This window comes from Halomonas sp. SH5A2, from assembly GCF_014263395.1.
Classification (GTDB): Bacteria; Pseudomonadota; Gammaproteobacteria; order Pseudomonadales; family Halomonadaceae; genus Vreelandella.
Genome location: NZ_CP058321.1, coordinates 478,580 through 495,186, shown reverse-complemented (window position 1 = coordinate 495,186; position 16,607 = coordinate 478,580). Strand labels below are relative to the sequence as shown.

The 16,607-nt window shown below is 58.8% G+C and carries 17 protein-coding genes; 6 read left to right on the top strand and 11 right to left on the bottom strand.

Going from position 1 to position 16,607, the window contains the following annotated elements; all coding sequences use genetic code 11:
• Nucleotides 1–78 precede the first annotated feature (78 nt).
• From rpoH to ftsY, 4 genes are all read right to left on the bottom strand, one after another.
• Nucleotides 79–945: an RNA polymerase sigma factor RpoH gene (gene rpoH, locus HXW73_RS02350; protein WP_186254718.1), complete on the bottom strand. Its 867-nt coding sequence runs from the start codon at nucleotides 943–945 to the stop codon at nucleotides 79–81.
• Nucleotides 946–1,050: 105 nt separating this feature from the next.
• On the bottom strand, nucleotides 1,051–2,091 hold the full coding sequence (gene ftsX, locus HXW73_RS02345; RefSeq protein WP_186254717.1) for a permease-like cell division protein FtsX: 1,041 nt from the start codon (nucleotides 2,089–2,091) through the stop codon (nucleotides 1,051–1,053).
• Nucleotides 2,088–2,756 (bottom strand): cell division ATP-binding protein FtsE, encoded by a 669-nt coding sequence (gene ftsE, locus HXW73_RS02340; RefSeq protein WP_186254716.1) that lies wholly within the window; start codon nucleotides 2,754–2,756, stop codon nucleotides 2,088–2,090. The genes ftsX and ftsE overlap by 4 nt, the downstream gene beginning before the upstream one ends.
• A complete protein-coding gene (gene ftsY / locus HXW73_RS02335) occupies nucleotides 2,753–4,063 on the bottom strand; it encodes a signal recognition particle-docking protein FtsY (protein ID WP_186254715.1) in 1,311 nt (436 codons plus the stop codon). Before ftsY ends, ftsE begins: the two co-directional genes overlap by 4 nt.
• Nucleotides 4,064–4,154: 91 nt before the next feature.
• Between ftsY and rsmD the strand changes: the two genes are divergently transcribed.
• Nucleotides 4,155–4,763 (top strand): 16S rRNA (guanine(966)-N(2))-methyltransferase RsmD, encoded by a 609-nt coding sequence (rsmD, locus tag HXW73_RS02330; protein ID WP_186254714.1) that lies wholly within the window; start codon nucleotides 4,155–4,157, stop codon nucleotides 4,761–4,763.
• Between the two features lie 104 nt (nucleotides 4,764–4,867).
• Complete coding sequence (zapB, locus tag HXW73_RS02325; RefSeq protein ID WP_186254713.1) at nucleotides 4,868–5,050, top strand: cell division protein ZapB; 183 nt, start codon at nucleotides 4,868–4,870, stop codon at nucleotides 5,048–5,050.
• Between the two features lie 13 nt (nucleotides 5,051–5,063).
• Here zapB and rimI read toward each other — a convergent pair whose 3' ends face one another.
• The 7 genes from rimI to prfB form a co-directional block, all read right to left on the bottom strand.
• Nucleotides 5,064–5,507, bottom strand: coding sequence for a ribosomal protein S18-alanine N-acetyltransferase (gene rimI, locus HXW73_RS02320; RefSeq protein ID WP_186254712.1), 444 nt, complete (start codon nucleotides 5,505–5,507; stop codon nucleotides 5,064–5,066).
• On the bottom strand, nucleotides 5,497–6,324 hold the full coding sequence (locus HXW73_RS02315; protein ID WP_186254711.1) for a hypothetical protein: 828 nt from the start codon (nucleotides 6,322–6,324) through the stop codon (nucleotides 5,497–5,499). The genes rimI and HXW73_RS02315 overlap by 11 nt, the downstream gene beginning before the upstream one ends.
• The gene (locus tag HXW73_RS02310) at nucleotides 6,321–6,629 is read right to left on the bottom strand and encodes a BolA family protein (protein WP_085918311.1); all 309 of its coding nucleotides are present in this window, start codon (nucleotides 6,627–6,629) and stop codon (nucleotides 6,321–6,323) included. The genes HXW73_RS02315 and HXW73_RS02310 overlap by 4 nt, the downstream gene beginning before the upstream one ends.
• 41 nt (nucleotides 6,630–6,670) lie before the next feature.
• Nucleotides 6,671–8,074: an MFS transporter gene (locus HXW73_RS02305; RefSeq protein ID WP_186254710.1), complete on the bottom strand. Its 1,404-nt coding sequence runs from the start codon at nucleotides 8,072–8,074 to the stop codon at nucleotides 6,671–6,673.
• Nucleotides 8,075–8,162: 88 nt separating this feature from the next.
• Nucleotides 8,163–8,549: a hypothetical protein gene (locus tag HXW73_RS02300; RefSeq protein ID WP_186254709.1), complete on the bottom strand. Its 387-nt coding sequence runs from the start codon at nucleotides 8,547–8,549 to the stop codon at nucleotides 8,163–8,165.
• Nucleotides 8,550–8,640: 91 nt separating this feature from the next.
• Entirely contained in the window at nucleotides 8,641–10,152 is a 1,512-nt protein-coding gene (gene lysS, locus HXW73_RS02295) for a lysine--tRNA ligase (RefSeq protein WP_186254708.1), read from the bottom strand.
• 34 nt (nucleotides 10,153–10,186) lie between these two features.
• Nucleotides 10,187–11,285, bottom strand: a protein-coding gene (gene prfB / locus HXW73_RS02290; RefSeq protein WP_186254707.1) for a peptide chain release factor 2 whose coding sequence is annotated in 2 segments (ribosomal slippage) — nucleotides 10,187–11,209 and nucleotides 11,211–11,285 — 1,098 coding nt in all. Because the reading frame shifts where the segments join, the coding sequence is not laid out codon by codon here.
• Nucleotides 11,286–11,504: 219 nt separating this feature from the next.
• On the opposite strand from prfB, the gene HXW73_RS02285 reads away from it, so the two are divergent.
• The 4 genes from HXW73_RS02285 to HXW73_RS02270 all read left to right on the top strand — a co-directional run bounded on the left by HXW73_RS02285 (nucleotide 11,505) and on the right by HXW73_RS02270 (nucleotide 16,607).
• Complete coding sequence (locus HXW73_RS02285) at nucleotides 11,505–13,079, top strand: peptide ABC transporter substrate-binding protein (RefSeq protein WP_186254706.1); 1,575 nt, start codon at nucleotides 11,505–11,507, stop codon at nucleotides 13,077–13,079.
• Between the two features lie 80 nt (nucleotides 13,080–13,159).
• Nucleotides 13,160–14,089, top strand: a complete 930-nt coding sequence (oppB, locus tag HXW73_RS02280; protein ID WP_186254705.1) for an oligopeptide ABC transporter permease OppB — start codon at nucleotides 13,160–13,162, stop codon at nucleotides 14,087–14,089.
• Entirely contained in the window at nucleotides 14,082–14,960 is an 879-nt protein-coding gene (locus HXW73_RS02275; protein ID WP_240538687.1) for an ABC transporter permease, read from the top strand. Before oppB ends, HXW73_RS02275 begins: the two co-directional genes overlap by 8 nt.
• A gap of 33 nt (nucleotides 14,961–14,993) precedes the next feature.
• Entirely contained in the window at nucleotides 14,994–16,607 is a 1,614-nt protein-coding gene (locus HXW73_RS02270; RefSeq protein ID WP_186254703.1) for an ABC transporter ATP-binding protein, read from the top strand.

Sequence of the window (16,607 nt, the reverse complement as noted above, 5' to 3'; positions counted from 1 at the left end):
TTTAAAATACAGCCCTTCATAAAAAAACGGCGCCCCCCTCTAAGGGAGCGCCGTTTTTATTAGGCCGAACCTGCTTGTTTATGCCGCGATGGCATCGCCCATTTTCTGGCGCAACTTTTTCATGGCATTTTTTTCGAGCTGACGGATACGTTCGGCACTGACACCGTAAACATCGGCCAGGTCGTGCAACGTCGCCTTGTTCTCGGCCAGCCAACGGCGCTGGAGAATGTCCCGAGAGCGCTCGTCCAGACCTTCAAGCGCCAACTGCAGACGGCGCGTCGAGTCTTCCTCAAAATCGCTGTCTTCCAGTTGCGTTGCCGGGTCGGCCGCCATGTCATCCAGAAAGTTGACCGGCGCCTGGTAAGCACTGTCTTCATCTTCGCTGGGCGAGGCATCGAAACCGGCATCGTAGGACGACAGCCGACCTTCCATATCACGCACAACGCCGGGTTTGACATTAAGGTCCTTGGCGATGGCGTCAACTTCGTCGTTGTTGAGCCAGGCCAGACGCTTCTTCGCGCTGCGCAGGTTGAAAAACAGCTTGCGTTGCGCCTTGGTGGTCGCAATTTTGACAATACGCCAGTTACGCAACACAAACTCGTGAATCTCGGCTTTGATCCAGTGCACCGCAAATGACACCAGGCGAACGCCCTGATTGGGGTCGAAGCGCTTGACGGCTTTCATCAGGCCCACATTGCCTTCCTGAATTAAATCGGCTTGTGGCAGGCCATACCCCGAATAACTACGGGCGATGTGCACGACAAAGCGCAAATGCGATAGTACCAGACGTCGCGCTGCTTCCAGATCGCCTTCATCGTGCAGGCGGAACGCAAGCTCACGCTCTTCTTCGGCACTCAAAACCGCAATGCCGTTGACCGCTTTGATATAGCCGCCCAGGTCATTGCCTGGGGAAAGCTGTCCCACCGGTAGAAGACTAGTGCTCATGTGCAGGTGGTCTCCCTTGTAACCCTTACGTGGTTAGTGTGTCTCTGTGACCTTGCCATTTGGGCAAGGTTCCTTCGCCGTCGCCTGATGAGCAACGCGGGCCATTCAGCGCGGACGGATACTGGCAAGATGCCGGGACACGGCAAGCCATGCGCCGAGCCAGCCAAGTAGTGTACTGCAAGATAGCAAAATTGTGGAGCCTGTGAAGTCCAATCGGGGCAATGAAAAGCTGGCGCCGTAACTTTCCGCCAAGGCGGCCACCGGCAGCGATAACCAGTGGTTGCCCAACGACAGAAGCCCCAGCGCCAGCACGCCGCCGCCAAAGCCGTACCAGGCGCCGCTGTACAGGAAAGGACGCCTGACAAACGCATGGGTCGCGCCGATCAGCATCACCACTTCAATTTCACGCCGCCGGCTCTCCACCGAAAGCCGGATGGTATTGCCTACCACCAGCAATACCCCAAGGCCAAACAGGACGCCCAGTGCGAGGGCCACGCGCGTGCCCAGCGCCGCCAGATGGCGCAGTCGCTCCACCCAGGCCAGGTCGAGGCGCACCTCGTCGACACCGGCCATGTTACCTAACCGCTTGGCCAGCGCCTGCATGAGCTCAGGGTCAACGCTTCCAGGGCGCACCACGATGCTGTTCGGCAGAGGGTTATCGTCAAGCCCCGAGAGCGCATCCTCAACGCCCAGCGATTGCTGAAAATCGGCCATGCCCTGCTCCGCGCTGACCAGGCGGGTACCTTGCACCGCTTCGTCGGCGCTGACCGCTTGCTCGATGCGCTCGGCCTCAGGCATCTCAACGCCGGTTTCAAGGTAAACGGTGAGAGTAGCGCTATCGTCGAGTTCCGCATCCAGCAGCCGAGCGCTGTCCAGGGTCAGCCACAGCGCGGCGGGAAGCACCAGCGCAATGGCAATCGCCAGCATGGTCAGTAAGTTACCCAGCGGATAGCGAATCAGTCGCTGCAGGCTGTCGAGCGCCATTGCCCGGTGGTGACGTCCCCAAGCGCGCAAACGGCTGGACCGGCGCGGCTGCTGGGTTCGTGCCCCGCGTTGTGCAGGACGCTGGGACTGCTGGGGAGCGGCACGTGGACGACTCGCCCGGGGAGCCGCACCTTTCGGTTTAAGGCCGGTAGGTCGTTTCATGCTGCCCCCTCGTCCGCTACCAGACGGCCATCGCGCAGGCGTATGATCCGATGCTGCAATCCCGCGATCAACGCCAGGTCGTGACTGGCAATCATGACGGTCGTGCCGATCCGGTTAAAGTCTTCAAACAGCCCCATGATGTCAGCGGACAGTTGAGGGTCCAGGTTGCCCGTCGGCTCGTCGGCGAGCAGCAGGGCCGGTTTGTTGACGACGGCGCGGGCGATCCCCACGCGCTGCTGCTCACCGCCGGAAAGCTCAATGGGTAACGCTTTTTCACGGTGCAGCAGCCCGACTTTATCCAGGGCAGCGCGCACGCGGCGGGCCGACTCGCGGGGCTCGATGCCCTGGATATCCAGGGGTAGCGAGACGTTGTGGTATATGCTGCGGTCAAACAGCAACTGGTGATCCTGGAAGACCACACCGATCTGGCGCCGGTAAAACGGCACCTGGCTGGCATGCAGCTCGGCGATGTCATGCCCCGCCACCACCACTCGCCCGCGGCTCGGCTTCTCGAGGCGCATAATCAAACGCAGCAGCGAGCTCTTGCCCGCGCCGGAGTGACCGGTGAGAAACACCATCTCGCCCCTCGCCACACGGAAGTTCAGGTGCGACAGCGCCTCAAAGCGCCCTCCGTAGCGTTTACCCACATGCTCAAAGGCGATCATGGGTTGGCATCGTCTCCCTGGCGATCAAACAGCGCGTTGACAAAGTCTTGCGACTCGAAGGGACGCAGGTCATCCAGCCCTTCGCCAACACCGATAAAGCGGATCGGCGTGTTGAGCTGCTTCGCCAGGGCGAAAATAATCCCGCCTTTGGCGGTACCATCCAGTTTGGTCAGCGTAATACCGCTGACCGGCACAGCCTCGTTGAAGGTACTGGCCTGGGAAATGGCGTTTTGCCCGGTGCCCGCATCCAGCACCAGCATCACTTCGTGGGGGGCTGACTCGTCGATCTTTTTCATCACCCGATGGACTTTTTTCAACTCCTCCATCAGGTGGCCCTTGTTGTGCAGTCGACCCGCCGTATCGGCGATTAGCACATCGACGCCACGCGACTTGGCTGCCGCCACCGCGTCATAAATCACCGAGGCACTATCGGCCCCCGTGTGCTGGGCAATGACCGGTACGCTATTGCGCTCCCCCCACACTTTGAGCTGCTCCACGGCGGCGGCACGGAAGGTGTCCCCCGCCGCCAGCATGACGCTTTTGCCTTCGCGCTGAAAACGCTGGGTAAGCTTGCCGATGGTGGTGGTCTTGCCCACGCCATTGACCCCGACGACCAATATCACGAAGGGGCCGTCGCTGGCTTTATCAAAGCTCAGTGGCACGGTGACGGGCTCTAGCATGGCTGCCAGTTCTTCCTGCAGGCCGCGATACAGCGCTTCAGGATCTTTAAGCTCTTTGCGGGAAACCCGGGCTTCCAGACGCTCGATAATTTCACTGGTCGCTTCAATCCCCACGTCGGCCATCAGCAACTGGGTTTCAAGATCTTCAAGCAGCTCGTCGTCGATCTGCTTTTTTCCCAGAAACAGATCGGCAATGCCATCGGTCAGGTTCGAGCGGGTTTTGCCCAGGCCCGACTTAATGCGCGAAAACCAGCCTTTCTTATCGCCTTTATCAGCCGTCGGCTTCTCTTGCAGCGCCGGTTTTTTAATCGGCTCTGGCTCTGGCTCTGGCTCTGGCTCTGGCTCTGGCTCTGGCTCTGGCTCTGGCTCTGGCTCTGGCTCTGGCTCTGGCTCTGGCTCTGGCTCTGGCTCTGGCTCTGGCTCTGGCTCTGGCTCTGGCTCTGGCACAGCGTCAGGGGCAGACGAACGCTCGTCAACGTCAGCTTCCTCGCGGCGGGCATTTCCTGACGCCTGCTCATCGTCGCTTAGCTCGTCAGTCGCCTGTTCCTGGGAGGGGTCGACCTGAGACTCGTCCAGCGCTTCCTGCTGGGAATCCTGCTTTTGTTTACGCTTAAAAAAACCAAACATGGATGTCATCCGACTGATAAAGGTAAAGAATGGGATTATCCTACCACCGCCAACCAAGACTTTGGATAACTAGCCCGCTACAATCCGCGTTATGACTCGAAACCGCTCCACTCGCTCATCCTCGTCGCGCCGTTCGGCTGCCAAGCCGCTTGGCAAACTACGCATTATTGGCGGTGATTTTCGCCGCCGCCAGCTACCGGTCCTCGACAGCCCGGGGTTGCGGCCCACCCCCGACCGCGTGCGTGAAACGCTGTTCAACTGGCTTGGCCAGGCGCTTGACGGCAAAAAGGTGCTCGACCTTTTCGCAGGCACCGGCGCGCTTGGCATTGAAGCGCTGTCACGCGGGGCGGCCCAGGTCACCTTTGTCGAAAGCGACCGCCAAGTCGCCGCCCACATTACCCGCAACCTCGAAACGCTCAAAGCGTATCAGGGTGATGTCGTCGCTGGTGATGCGCAGTCTTTTCTCACCCAACCGGCCCAATGTTTCGATATCGTATTTCTCGACCCGCCATTTAATAAGGGCTGGGTAGCCGAGTGTTGCGCTGCCCTTGAAGCCGGCCACTGGCTCGCACCGGAGGCCATGATTTACCTGGAGACCGAACGCGACCTGACCCCTGACGTCCCCACACATTGGGTGCTGCACCGCGAGACCCAAGCAGGGGAAAGCACCGCCAGGCTTTATCAACGCCACGCCCCCTAATCAGCGCTTGCGGCTTTGCACTGCGGGCGTTACGCTCGCCCCACTGTTTTATATCCGATTGTTTTACAGGCAAGCATGTCGCTTGTTTTTATCTGGAGGTGGGCATGAGCCTAGAGTTATTTAATCAGCTTGAGCAGCGCGTTACCGATACCGTCGAGGCGCTGGAAATGATGAAGCTGGAAAACGAGACGCTGCGTAATGAAAACACCCAGCTCAAGCAGGAACACGAAGAGTGGGAGCGTCGTCTCAGCGCTCTGCTGACTAAATTTGATGACGACCAGTCCTGAGGCAAGACCCGCCTTAAACAGAGCGTGACATCAATAGCGCGCTCTCTTGCCCGGCGCCCCCATCGGCCGCCGGGTAGTAGTTCCGCCGAAAGCCATCCTGCTGAAAACCAGCGCCTTGATAGAGCCGAATCGCCGCCGCGTTGCTTTCGCGTACCTCCAGCAGCACTCGCTCACTTTGCCAGCGAGCTGCAACGGCCAATACCGCTTTAAGTAACCGATCGCCAACGCCCTGCCCGCGCTGTTCAGGTCGTACGCCAATGGCTTGAAGTTCGGCGTCGTAAGGTAACCTGGCCAGCAGCGCGTAACCGATCAGCTGATTTTCCTGCCAATTGCCCATCACACAGGCCGTATCCGCCTCCAACGCTTCTCTAAGCAGCGCAGTGCTTACGCCACTAAGGGCGCACGCCTCAAGCGCTTCCAGTGCTGAAACGTCATTATCGCGAAGCTCAGTGATCATCGCTTTCCGATGGCGACGCCTGAAAGCGCTGTGCCAACGCGTGCAATTCGGGCCATAACTCGCGCTTTGCGCGAGTGCTATGCAATAAGGTATCCAACGAAGGCGCCTGCCATACCGGCAGCTCCAGCGTACGGCTTTGCTGGTTATCAACGTCAAGCACCTTGGCGAGCGAGGCACTATCCGGGTCGGTGGCGTCAGCGCCCCACCATAGAATCTTTTCCAGTTGCCATTGCTGACGACTGGCCGCCCCGCTGATAAACGCATTAACCCCCTCGCGCGCTTCTTCGAGGGGGTCTTCTGGTTCAAAGGCGTTGGCCATGGGCGGCCACTTGAAGAACATCGCCTCAGGCAGCGACCCGTCGGCAAGCCCGGCCGCCTGGTATATATTGGCGAGCAGGCGCTGCTCGGCCGCATTGATCTCGCCCGCATGAATACTTAGCCAGCGCCCGCCGATACACACACACGACACGCTAAACTGCAGCAATTCCTTAACCACCGGGGCTTCGCTGGGCGTTGGCTCGGCGGACGTTTCTGCAGGCTTGCTGGGAGCTGACGGGCGCTCTTCCAGCAGCGCGCGCACGGCCGACGGCGACGCTGGCACCTCGTCTGTGACGGGTGGCGCTTGCGCAGGCGCACGAGGCGCGGGGGCATCATCTAGAAGGGCCTGCAACCGCTCCCGCGGCGGTGTGGGCGCTGCGGGCGTGTCATCCCATTCACAGGCTTCCGTGGGCCGCGCATTGGGCAACTGATAACGCGATGCCCAAGCGGTAATCCCCATGGCCTCCAGGTAATGTCGGCGAACAACCTCTGGGGTCACTGCCCGCCCCCTCGGCAGTTGGGTGAGTCAGGGCGCTGGCCGCCGCGTACTTCCCATTCATGAGGGGTATACAGATGAAGGGCTAGTGCGTGCACCGGGCCGGATAGCTCGTCGGCCAGCAGCGCATAGATTTTCTGGTGGCGTTTGACGGGCATCAGGCCGTCAAAGGTGTCGCTCACCAACGTCACCTTGAAATGCGTCTCAGAATTCGCGGGGACGTTATGCATATGGCTTTCATTTTCTACCTGCAGCACGTCGGGCGCTAGCGCCGCTAACTTCTGCTCTATCTGTGCCTGCAGCGTCATGGAGGCTCTCCTTAGGTCGGAAACCCTTCCATTGTACGCGCTTACTGGCCGCCAGACGATGCCCGACGCGCAACCAACGCACGCCGCGCCAGCGACACCCGCGAAAGGCTCGCCAGCAGCGCCAACAACGTGGTGGCGGCGCCCAGCCATAACGTGACCTGCACCGGGGCACCCAGCGCCAGCGTGGCGCCCACCAGGGCAACCCCTAGCGATTGCCCTACCGTTCTTGTGGTGCTCATCACGCCAGACACATTGGCGCTGCGCTCGGGCGGCAGGCTGCCCATCATTTCGCGGTTGTTGGGCGGCTGGAAAAGACCGAACCCCATGCCGCATAGCGCGGTACGCCAAAGACTCCCTACGACACCGGTTGACTCATCCACCAGCGCCAGGGCAATCAAGCCGATAATCAGCAGCACCAGGCCGGTGCTCGAGAGCACGCTCGGGTTCACCCGGTCGGCCAGTCGCCCGGCTAACGGCCCGACGACCATAATGGCCAGCGGCCAGGGTGTGAACAGCCAGGCCGTCTCCAGCGGGGAAAAGCCCATCTGCTCCTGATAGAAGAACGACAGCGCGACAAAGGCCAGCCCCTGGCCGATAAACGCCAGCCCTGACGCCGACACTGCCAGGGTAAAGCGCTTTTCCGCGAACACACTTAGCGGTAACAACGGGTAGGGAGCGCGCCGCTGACGGGCAATAAACAAACCATCGGCGATCACTGCAAGCACGGCCCAGCCCGCACTCTGCCATACGGGGGCAGCGTGGCCCACAGCGTCCATGGCCAGGAAAAAACTCGCCAGCATCAACATAGAAAGCAGCGCGCCCTGGATATCGAAGCCCCCTTGACGCGGCGTATCCCTGGGCAGCGCCCGGCTTGCCAGCCAAAGTGAGCACACCCCCAGGGGCACATTCAGCGCAAACAACCAGGGCCAGTCGGCAAAGGACAAGATCACACCGCTTAGCGTGGGGCCCGCAGCGTAGCCACCCGCCACCACCAGGGCGCTCAATCCCAGGGCGCTGCCCAGCAGCCGAGAGGGGAAAATCGCCCGATACAGTGACGGGCCAATGGACAGCGTCGCCGCCGCACCCAGACCCTGCAGCGCGCGAAACACCAGCAGCGTTTCCAGGTTTCGCGACAGGGCGGCCCCCAGCGCAGCAATGACAAAGGTTGCCAGGCCAATCAGGTACAGCCGCCGGCGCGTCACCAGTTCGCTGATACCCGCAAATACCAGCAGAAAAGCCGCACAGACCACCTGAAACACATTGGTGATCCACACCGATCGGGAGGCTGATACGTCAAGGTCTGCCGCAATGGTCGGCAGGGCCAGGTTGATCATGGTGGTATCGACAACCGCCATCAAGGTACCGGTCACCAATGCCATGACAGCCAAGGCGCGCTCGCCCCCTGGCAGGCCATCATCACCGGGTCGGGTTTCAAACAGTCGCATGGTGATCCGTTCCTGAACATCCCTATGGAAACAACAAAACCGGCCAAAAGCCGGTTTTACAAGAAACTCAAGTTATAACCACAGCGCACTAGTCGAGTTCGTTATCAAGCAGCAAGGCGTCATCAACGTCGGATATTTCCAGGGCCGTATCGTCGTCAAGGTCGATAGCGAGGTAGCTATGCTCGATACGCAAAAAGGTTTGAAACAGCGACCAGTCGAGCGTCTCGGGCCACTGACGTTCGTCCTCTTCCCAAGCGCGCAGCTCGGTTTCGAGGATTTCCGCATAGCGTTCACGAACAAAGGCTTCGAGCGCCTCGGGCGTATCCATCTCGGGGATCAGATACACCGTGCTTTCACGTTCGACGTCGTCCAGGGTCAGGTCGTCGTCTCCCATGGTGGGTTCGAGCGCATTGATCCAGTCCACAAAGGACTGGGTCGGCCTGACGCTCAGGGCAGAGCGATTTAGCAGTTTCATGGGATTCTCCTCGCCGTCGAAACGTGGACATTATGGGCGCTAAATCGCGCCCTTACCAACTTTTCGTCCGTACCCGCACAGTTCGCTGACGTTAATCCGCCTCTGGGCGCATCGCCGGGAACAGCAGAACGTCGCGAATCGAGGGACTGTCGGTAAACAGCATCACCAACCGGTCGATGCCGATGCCTTCGCCGGCCGTGGGTGGCAGGCCATATTCAAGCGCACGCACGTAATCCGCGTCGTAATACATGGCCTCCAGGTCGCCAGCGTCTTTTTCTGCTGACTGCTCGCGGAAGCGCTCGGCCTGGTCTTCGGCGTCGTTAAGCTCCGAGAAACCGTTGGCGATCTCGCGGCCACCCACAAAGAACTCAAAGCGATCCGTCACGAACGGGTTGGCATCGTTACGGCGTGCCAACGGGCTGACCTCGGCCGGGTATTCGGTGATAAAGGTCGGCTGGTCGAGCTTGTGTTCGGCCACTTCTTCAAAGATTTCGGTCTGGACCTTACCCAGTCCCCAGCTCTCCTTGACCTTGATGCCCTGCTTTTCAGCGAGGGCACGGGCGGCGTCCAGCGTGTCCAGATCCGCATCAGTGATGCCATCACCGTGGTCAAGAATTGCCTGGCGCAGCGTCAGGCGGTCAAACGACTTGCCGAAGTCGTAGCTGGCGCCCTGGTATTCAATGGTCGTGGTGCCCAAGACTTCCTGTGCCGCCGTGCGCAGCATGGTTTCGGTCATATCCAGCAGATCGTTGTAATCCGCATAGGCCCAGTAGAATTCGACCATGGTGAACTCGGGGTTATGCCGGGTCGACAGCCCTTCGTTGCGGAAATTACGATTAATTTCAAAAACTTTTTCAAAGCCGCCCACCACCAGGCGCTTGAGGTAAAGCTCCGGGGCAATACGCAGATACATGTCGATATCCAGCGCATTATGGTGGGTGATAAACGGCCGCGCCGCCGCACCGCCGGGAATCTGCTGGAGCATCGGCGTTTCGACTTCCATAAAGCCGCGGGCTTCAAAGAAACGGCGCATGGAGCTGATGACCGCCGCGCGGGTCTCGAACACCTTGCGCGATTGCGGGTTCATGATCAGGTCGACATAGCGCTGGCGGTAGCGGGCTTCTTGGTCGGTCAGACCGTGGAATTTATCCGGCAGCGGACGCAGACTTTTGGTGAGCAGCTGCGCCTCTTTCATCATCACGTACAGATCGCCCTTGCCGGATTTATGGACGGGCCCGTGGCCGGCGACGATGTCACCGATGTCCCAGCTTTTAACGTCGTCCAGCACCTCGGCGGGCAGGCCTTTTTTATCAACGTAGAGCTGGATCTGCCCGGCCACGTCCTGAATAACAATAAAGGGGCCTCGTTGACGCATTACGCGACCCGCTACCGAAGCGTGGTGATCCAGCGCTTCAAGCTCGGCCTTGTCTTTATCGCCAAAGGCGTCTTGCAGCTCAACGGTTAAACTATCGCGGCGAAAATCGTTCGGGAAAGCGCTCTTGCCCTGCTCAGCCGCCTGCTCACGGCGGGCCGCGAGCTTGGCCCGGCGCTCCGCAATCAGGTGGTTTTCGTTATCGAGAGAAGACGCGTCTTGATTAGCCATCGGGCACCCTATTAATGATCAAACCCTGAAAAGATTACAAACCCTGCTTGAGGCTGGCGACGATAAACTGGTCCAGATCGCCATCGAGCACTTTTTCACAGTTGCTGGACTGGACGTTGGTACGCAAATCCTTGATGCGCTGGTCGTCAAGCACATAGGAGCGAATCTGACTGCCCCAGCCGATGTCGGATTTAGCGTCTTCCGCCTGCTGCTTGGCCTCATTACGCCGCTGCATCTCGTGTTCCCACAGCTTCGCCTTCAACTGTTTCATGGCAAAGTCGCGGTTGGCGTGCTGGCTACGCTGGCTCTGGCACGCCACCACAATGCCGCTGGGATCGTGAGTGATGCGCACCGCTGAGTCGGTGGTATTGACGTGCTGACCGCCCGCCCCGCTTGAGCGGTAGGTATCCACACGAATATCCGACGGGTTGATGTCCACTTCGAAGCTGTCGTCAATTTCCGGTGACAGAAACACCGACGCAAAGGAGGTATGGCGACGACCGCCCGAATCGAACGGGCTTTTACGCACCAGGCGATGAACGCCGGTTTCGGTACGCAGCCAACCGAAGGCGTATTCCCCCTGAATATGCAGCGACGCTGATTTTATGCCGGCCACATCGCCCTCGGAAATTTCGAGAATATCCGTTTTGAAACCGTGGCTTTCTGCCCAGCGCAGGTACATGCGCAGCAGGATATTGGCCCAATCCTGGGCTTCTGTGCCGCCCGACCCGGACTGGATATCCATGTAGGCGTTGTTCTCGTCCATGTCCCCGGAGAACATGCGACGAAACTCGAGCTTCTCAAGGGTGGCCTGCTGGTTATCCAGCTCTTTGCGCACCTCGTCGACGGTGCCTTCGTCGTCTTCCATTTCGGCAAGCTCAAGCAGATCCCGGCTGTCGCCCAAACCCTGTGCGAGGCCGTCAATGGTCGCCACGGTGCTCTCAAGAGACGCACGCTCTTTACCGAGCTTCTGCGCGTAGTCTGGGTCGCTCCAGACATTGGGATCTTCCAGTTCGCGGGTGACCTCTTCTAGCCGATCCTGCTTCTCGGCATAGTCAAAGATACCCCCTAAGAACCTCTGTCCGTTCAGACAGGTCCTTGAGCTGGAGGTGAATCGGGTTAGTTTCCAACATGGAGTGTTCTGGCCTTAGTCGATAGAAATTCAGTCAGTAAGAATAAGGTTCAAAATTAAGAAGCGCATTGTAACGAAATTGGCTTCCAACAACCATCAACACCGCACTATCGAAAATCCGCATAGCTACATGTGTAATTTCTGATAGACACCCCCTTTTCAGCGGTGCTAGTACTAAATTGTCAAACAACCGTATTAGGACAATTCTTGAGGGATCGACATGACAAAAACACGCACTCTCCTAGGCTCTGCCGCATTGGCTCTAAGCTTTGCTGCCCCCCTCCAAGCAGACACGCTCCGCCTGGCCATCATGGGCGAACCGGCGTCGCTTGATCCGCACAAAATTAGCGGCACCTGGGAAAACGATGTGGTGGGTGACCTGTTTGAAGGCCTAGTCACTGAAGCAGCCGATGGAAGCCGCATCCCCGGGGTTGCCGAATCCTGGGAAATCTCCGATGACGGTACGGTATACACTTTCACCTTAAGAGACGATGCCAAGTGGTCAGACGGTGAACCCGTGACGGCTGACGATTTTGTTTACGCCTTTCAGCGCATCCTATCGCCAGCCACCGCCGCTGATTACGCCTATCTGCTGTATCCGATCAAAAATGCCGAAGCCGTCTATGCAGGCGACGCCGAAACAAGCACGCTGGGCGTCGAGGCTCTGGACGCGTCTACCCTGCAAATCACTCTCGAACGTTCAACGCCTTACTTTTTAGACCAGCTTTCCCACTATACCGCCTACCCGGTGCCCAGCCACACGGTAGACACTTACGGCGACGAGTGGTCACGCCCTGGCAATATGGTCTCAAACGGTGCTTTCCAGCTCGAAGAGTGGCAGTCGCAAACGCGTATCACGGCAACGCGCAACCCGCATTTTCATGACGTTGACAATGTCGCCCTGGAAGAAATCGTCTACTTCCCTATTGAAGAGCGCAATACGGCGCTGAACCGCTTCCGCGCCGGCGAGATCGATATCGCTCGGGAGTTTCCCACTCAGCAGTACGACTGGCTGATGGAGAACCTGCCTGAAGCCGTCCAGGTGGCTCCCTACCTCGGCATTTATTACTACGTTTTCAATGCCCGAGACGGCCATCCAACCACTGACCCGCGTGTCCGTGAAGCGCTTAGCCTAGCCGTTCGTCGCGAAGTCATTACCGATCAAATACTCGGCACCGGCGAAGTGCCTGCGTACAGTTTCGTTCCGCCCAACGTCAGCCACTATGAAGCGCCCACTGCTAGCTTCGCCGAACTATCCCAGGATGAACGCTTGGAACGCGCCCGTGAATTGCTCCAAGAGGCCGGCTATGGCCCAGACAATCCGCTGGAACTCATGCTGCGCTATAACACCAGCGAGGACCATCGCAAGGTCGCCATCGCCATTGCTGCCATGTGGAAGCCCCTGGGCGTTGAGGTAGAGCTGTATAATTCAGAGGTAGCCGTTCACTACGCGGATATTCGCCAAGGCGACTTCGACGTTGCCCGGGCGGGCTGGATTGGTGACTACAACGACGCGCAAAACTTTCTCAGCCTACTGGAGAGCAACGTCTCCAATAACTACGGTGCCTACAGTTCGCCTGAATTTGATGCGCTGATGAGCGAAGCCGCGAATACCCAGGACCTGGATGAGCGCGCCGACATCATGGCCGAGGCAGAAACCATCGCCCTGGAAAATAGCGCCACGCTGCCCATCTATTACTACGTCTCGCGCAATCTGGTCAGCCCCGACATTTCCGGCTGGGAAACCAATATTGAAGATATCCATCGCTCGCGCTGGGTTCACTTCGACGATTGATTTCCTTTAGTTCGTTGTTTCTTATCACGACTGACTGCCGCTACATCCTCAGGCCTTTGGCCTGAGGAGCGAGGCCCAAAATGCTCAGCTACACCCTAAAACGCTTGCTTCAGGCGATCCCGACACTGTGGATTGTCATTACACTGTCGTTCTTTTTAATGCACCTGGCCCCCGGCGGGCCTTTCGACGGCGAGCGACAACTTCCGCCGGAAATCGAGGCCAATTTAATGGCCTCTTACGGCCTGGACAAACCCGTCTGGGAACAGTACCTCACCTACATGGGGAACCTGCTCCAGGGCGATCTTGGCCCCTCGTTCAAGTACAAGGATTTTTCGGTTACCGAGCTCGTTGCCCAGGGCTTCCCTGTCAGCCTGGAACTTGGCTTATGGGCCATCGCTCTCGCACTTCTGGTCGGTATTCCCATGGGGATTATTGCAGCGCTTAAACGCAACTCCACCATCGACTACATGGTGATGGGCACGGCGCTGGCCGGGGTGGCCATTCCCAACTTTGTGATTGCCCCGCTACTGGCACTGGTATTCGGCGTCTTTCTGGCCTGGCTACCGGTCGGTGGTTGGAACGACGGTCATTGGAAAAACATGATTCTCCCCGTCGTGGCACTTTCCATTCAGCAGATTGCGTATATCGCGCGGATGATGCGCGCCAGCATGATTGAAGTGCTGGGCAGTCACTTTGTCCGCACGGCCCGGGCCAAAGGCCTCAGCGAGAGCGAAGTGATCTTTCGTCACGCCCTGCGCCCGTCAATGCTTCCGGTAACGTCCTACCTGGGTCCCGCCATTGCCGGGATCATTACCGGCTCGGTGGTGATTGAACAGATTTTCGGGATACCCGGGATTGGCCGTTACTTCGTCCAGGCAGCGCTCAACCGGGACTACACCCTGGTGATGGGCACGGTGGTTTTTTACGGCGGCCTGATCGTCCTTCTCAACCTAATTGTCGATTTACTCTACTCGGCTCTGGACCCGCAGATTCGCTATGATAATGAATAATGCAACATCGGCCCCGCCGGTCGCCAGCAACAGCCTGGGGCGTGAAGCCTGGCGGCGGCTTCGCCAGAACAGTGCAGCGACCGCCAGTCTTGTGCTCCTTGTCGTCATTTCCCTGGCCTGCTTGCTGGGCCCCTTGCTGACCCCCTGGGCACTTGATGAAGTTGACTGGAATGCTTTTCTGGCCCCACCAAGCTTAGAAAGCGGCCACTATGCGGGCACTGACGCCAATGGCCGGGACCTACTAACACGTGTATTGCACGGGGGGCAGATTTCACTCTCCGTCGCCCTGGTGGCGACCCTTGTTTCGCTGGTGATCGGCGTTCTTTACGGCGCGATTGCCGGCTACGTGGGCGGCCGGGTCGACAACCTGATGATGCGCTTTGTCGACATCATGTACTCGCTGCCCTTCATGTTCATGGTCATCCTGCTGATGGTGGTGTTTGGGCGTAACATCCTGTTGATCTATGCCGCCATTGGCGCCGTTGAATGGCTCGACATGTCACGCATCGTGCGCGGACAGGTGCTCGCTTTAAAACGCCGCGAATTCGTCGAAGCCGCCCATGCCCTCGGCGTGAACAGTTTCAAGATCGTCACACGCCACCTGATCCCCAATGCCATCGGGCCGGTGATCATTTATGTCACCCTCACTGTCCCCAAGGTCATTTTGCTGGAAAGCTTTCTCTCCTTTCTAGGCCTCGGCGTTCAAGAACCCCTGACCAGTTGGGGCGTGCTGATCAGCGAAGGCAAGGACATGATGGAAACGGCGCCCTGGATGCTGATTATCCCCTCTGTGTTTCTGGCCACCACGCTGCTGTGCTTAAACTTCCTGGGCGACGGTCTGCGCGACGCCCTCGATCCCAAAACACGTTAACAAAAGACGCGTTAATAAAGGCAAGGAGGCGATATGCCACAACCACTGCTGGAATTTGATCACCTGCGCGTCGACTTCGAGCTTCCCGATGGACCCGTCACGGCCGTCAGGGACGTTAGCTTCACCCTGCATCAAGGCGAAACGCTTGCGCTCGTCGGTGAGTCAGGCTCGGGCAAGTCGGTTACCTCGACCGCCGCGATGGGGCTACTCCCGGAATTAGCTCGCGCCACCGGCGCCATTCGCTGGCACGGCGGTTCCGGCGATGAAAACTTGCTCGCCGTTAGCCGAAAGCGCCTGCGGGCCATCCGCGGCAATGAGATCTCAATGATCTTCCAGGAGCCGATGACCTCGCTCAACCCGATGCATCGCGTGGGTCAGCAGATTCGTGAAGTCCTGCACAAACACACGCCCCTGCGGGGCAACAATGCTCGCCTGCGGGTAATGGAGCTGCTGGAACAGGTGGGCATTCCCGAGCCCAAGCGCCGCATCGACAGCTACCCCCACGAGCTTTCCGGCGGTCAGCGCCAGCGGGTGATGATTGCTATGGCGCTGGCCTGTGAACCTCAGTTGCTGATTGCCGATGAGCCGACCACCGCCCTTGATGTCACCGTTCAGGCGCAGATTCTCGCGCTGCTGAAAGACCTCCAGACCCGTTATGGCATGGCGATCCTGTTTATCACCCACGACCTGGGGGTCGTCCGGCACTTGGCCGATAGCGTGTGCGTCATGCAACACGGTGAAATCGTCGAAGCAGGCGCCACCAAGGCGCTGTTTCAGTCACCCCAGCACGCCTATACCCGGATGCTGATTGACGCCAACCCAAGTGGCCAAAAAGCACCCGTACCCGACTCAGCGCCCACCCTGCTCAGGGCGCAAGACATTGGCGTTCGCTTCCCGATCAAAAAGCGCCTGTTTGGCCCCAACCGCTATTTTGAAGCGGTGAAAAATATCGACCTGACGCTTAGGAAAGGCCAAACCCTGGGTATCGTGGGCGAATCGGGTTCAGGCAAGACGACATTGGGCCGTGCACTTCTTCGGCTGGTAAAAAGTCACGGCAACATACATTTCGATGATATTGATGTCGGCCAGCTTGACCATGCGGGGATGCGCCCGCTGCGATCACGCATGCAAGTTGTCTTCCAGGACCCCTTTGGTTCGCTTTCCCCGCGCATGACCGTGGGTGAGATTATCGGTGAGGGACTGCGCGTTCATCAGCCGTTACTGAAGCGCACCGAACGTGATGCCCTGGTCATTCAAGCCCTTGAAGAAGTCGCCCTGGACCCCGCCCACCGACACCGCTACCCCCATGAGTTTTCCGGTGGCCAGCGGCAACGGATTGCCATCGCCCGGGCATTGGTCGTCAAGCCTGAGTTTCTGCTGCTGGATGAACCAACCTCGGCCCTTGACCGCTCGGTTCAAATGACCGTTATTGAACTGTTACGCGATTTGCAACAACGCCACGGCCTGACCTACCTGTTCATTAGCCATGACCTTGCCGTTGTTCGAGCGCTGGCCGATGAGGTCATTGTCATGCGGGAAGGCGAGATCATCGAACAACGCGACACCCAATCTCTGTTCAACGCCCCTCGCGAGACCTATACCCGCGAGCTGATGCGCGCCGCTTTCCTGGAAAGCCCTGCGGCATAA

Coding starts and splice junctions, on each gene's coding strand:
- rpoH (WP_186254718.1), bottom strand. CDS start 945: ATGAGCACTAGTCTTCTACCGGTGGGACAGCTTTCCCCAGGCAATGAC.
- ftsX (WP_186254717.1), bottom strand. CDS start 2,091: ATGAAACGACCTACCGGCCTTAAACCGAAAGGTGCGGCTCCCCGGGCG.
- ftsE (WP_186254716.1), bottom strand. CDS start 2,756: ATGATCGCCTTTGAGCATGTGGGTAAACGCTACGGAGGGCGCTTTGAG.
- ftsY (WP_186254715.1), bottom strand. CDS start 4,063: ATGTTTGGTTTTTTTAAGCGTAAACAAAAGCAGGATTCCCAGCAGGAA.
- rsmD (WP_186254714.1), top strand. CDS start 4,155: ATGACTCGAAACCGCTCCACTCGCTCATCCTCGTCGCGCCGTTCGGCT.
- zapB (WP_186254713.1), top strand. CDS start 4,868: ATGAGCCTAGAGTTATTTAATCAGCTTGAGCAGCGCGTTACCGATACC.
- rimI (WP_186254712.1), bottom strand. CDS start 5,507: ATGATCACTGAGCTTCGCGATAATGACGTTTCAGCACTGGAAGCGCTT.
- HXW73_RS02310 (WP_085918311.1), bottom strand. CDS start 6,629: ATGACGCTGCAGGCACAGATAGAGCAGAAGTTAGCGGCGCTAGCGCCC.
- HXW73_RS02305 (WP_186254710.1), bottom strand. CDS start 8,074: ATGCGACTGTTTGAAACCCGACCCGGTGATGATGGCCTGCCAGGGGGC.
- HXW73_RS02300 (WP_186254709.1), bottom strand. CDS start 8,549: ATGAAACTGCTAAATCGCTCTGCCCTGAGCGTCAGGCCGACCCAGTCC.
- lysS (WP_186254708.1), bottom strand. CDS start 10,152: ATGGCTAATCAAGACGCGTCTTCTCTCGATAACGAAAACCACCTGATT.
- HXW73_RS02285 (WP_186254706.1), top strand. CDS start 11,505: ATGACAAAAACACGCACTCTCCTAGGCTCTGCCGCATTGGCTCTAAGC.
- oppB (WP_186254705.1), top strand. CDS start 13,160: ATGCTCAGCTACACCCTAAAACGCTTGCTTCAGGCGATCCCGACACTG.
- HXW73_RS02275 (WP_240538687.1), top strand. CDS start 14,082: ATGAATAATGCAACATCGGCCCCGCCGGTCGCCAGCAACAGCCTGGGG.
- HXW73_RS02270 (WP_186254703.1), top strand. CDS start 14,994: ATGCCACAACCACTGCTGGAATTTGATCACCTGCGCGTCGACTTCGAG.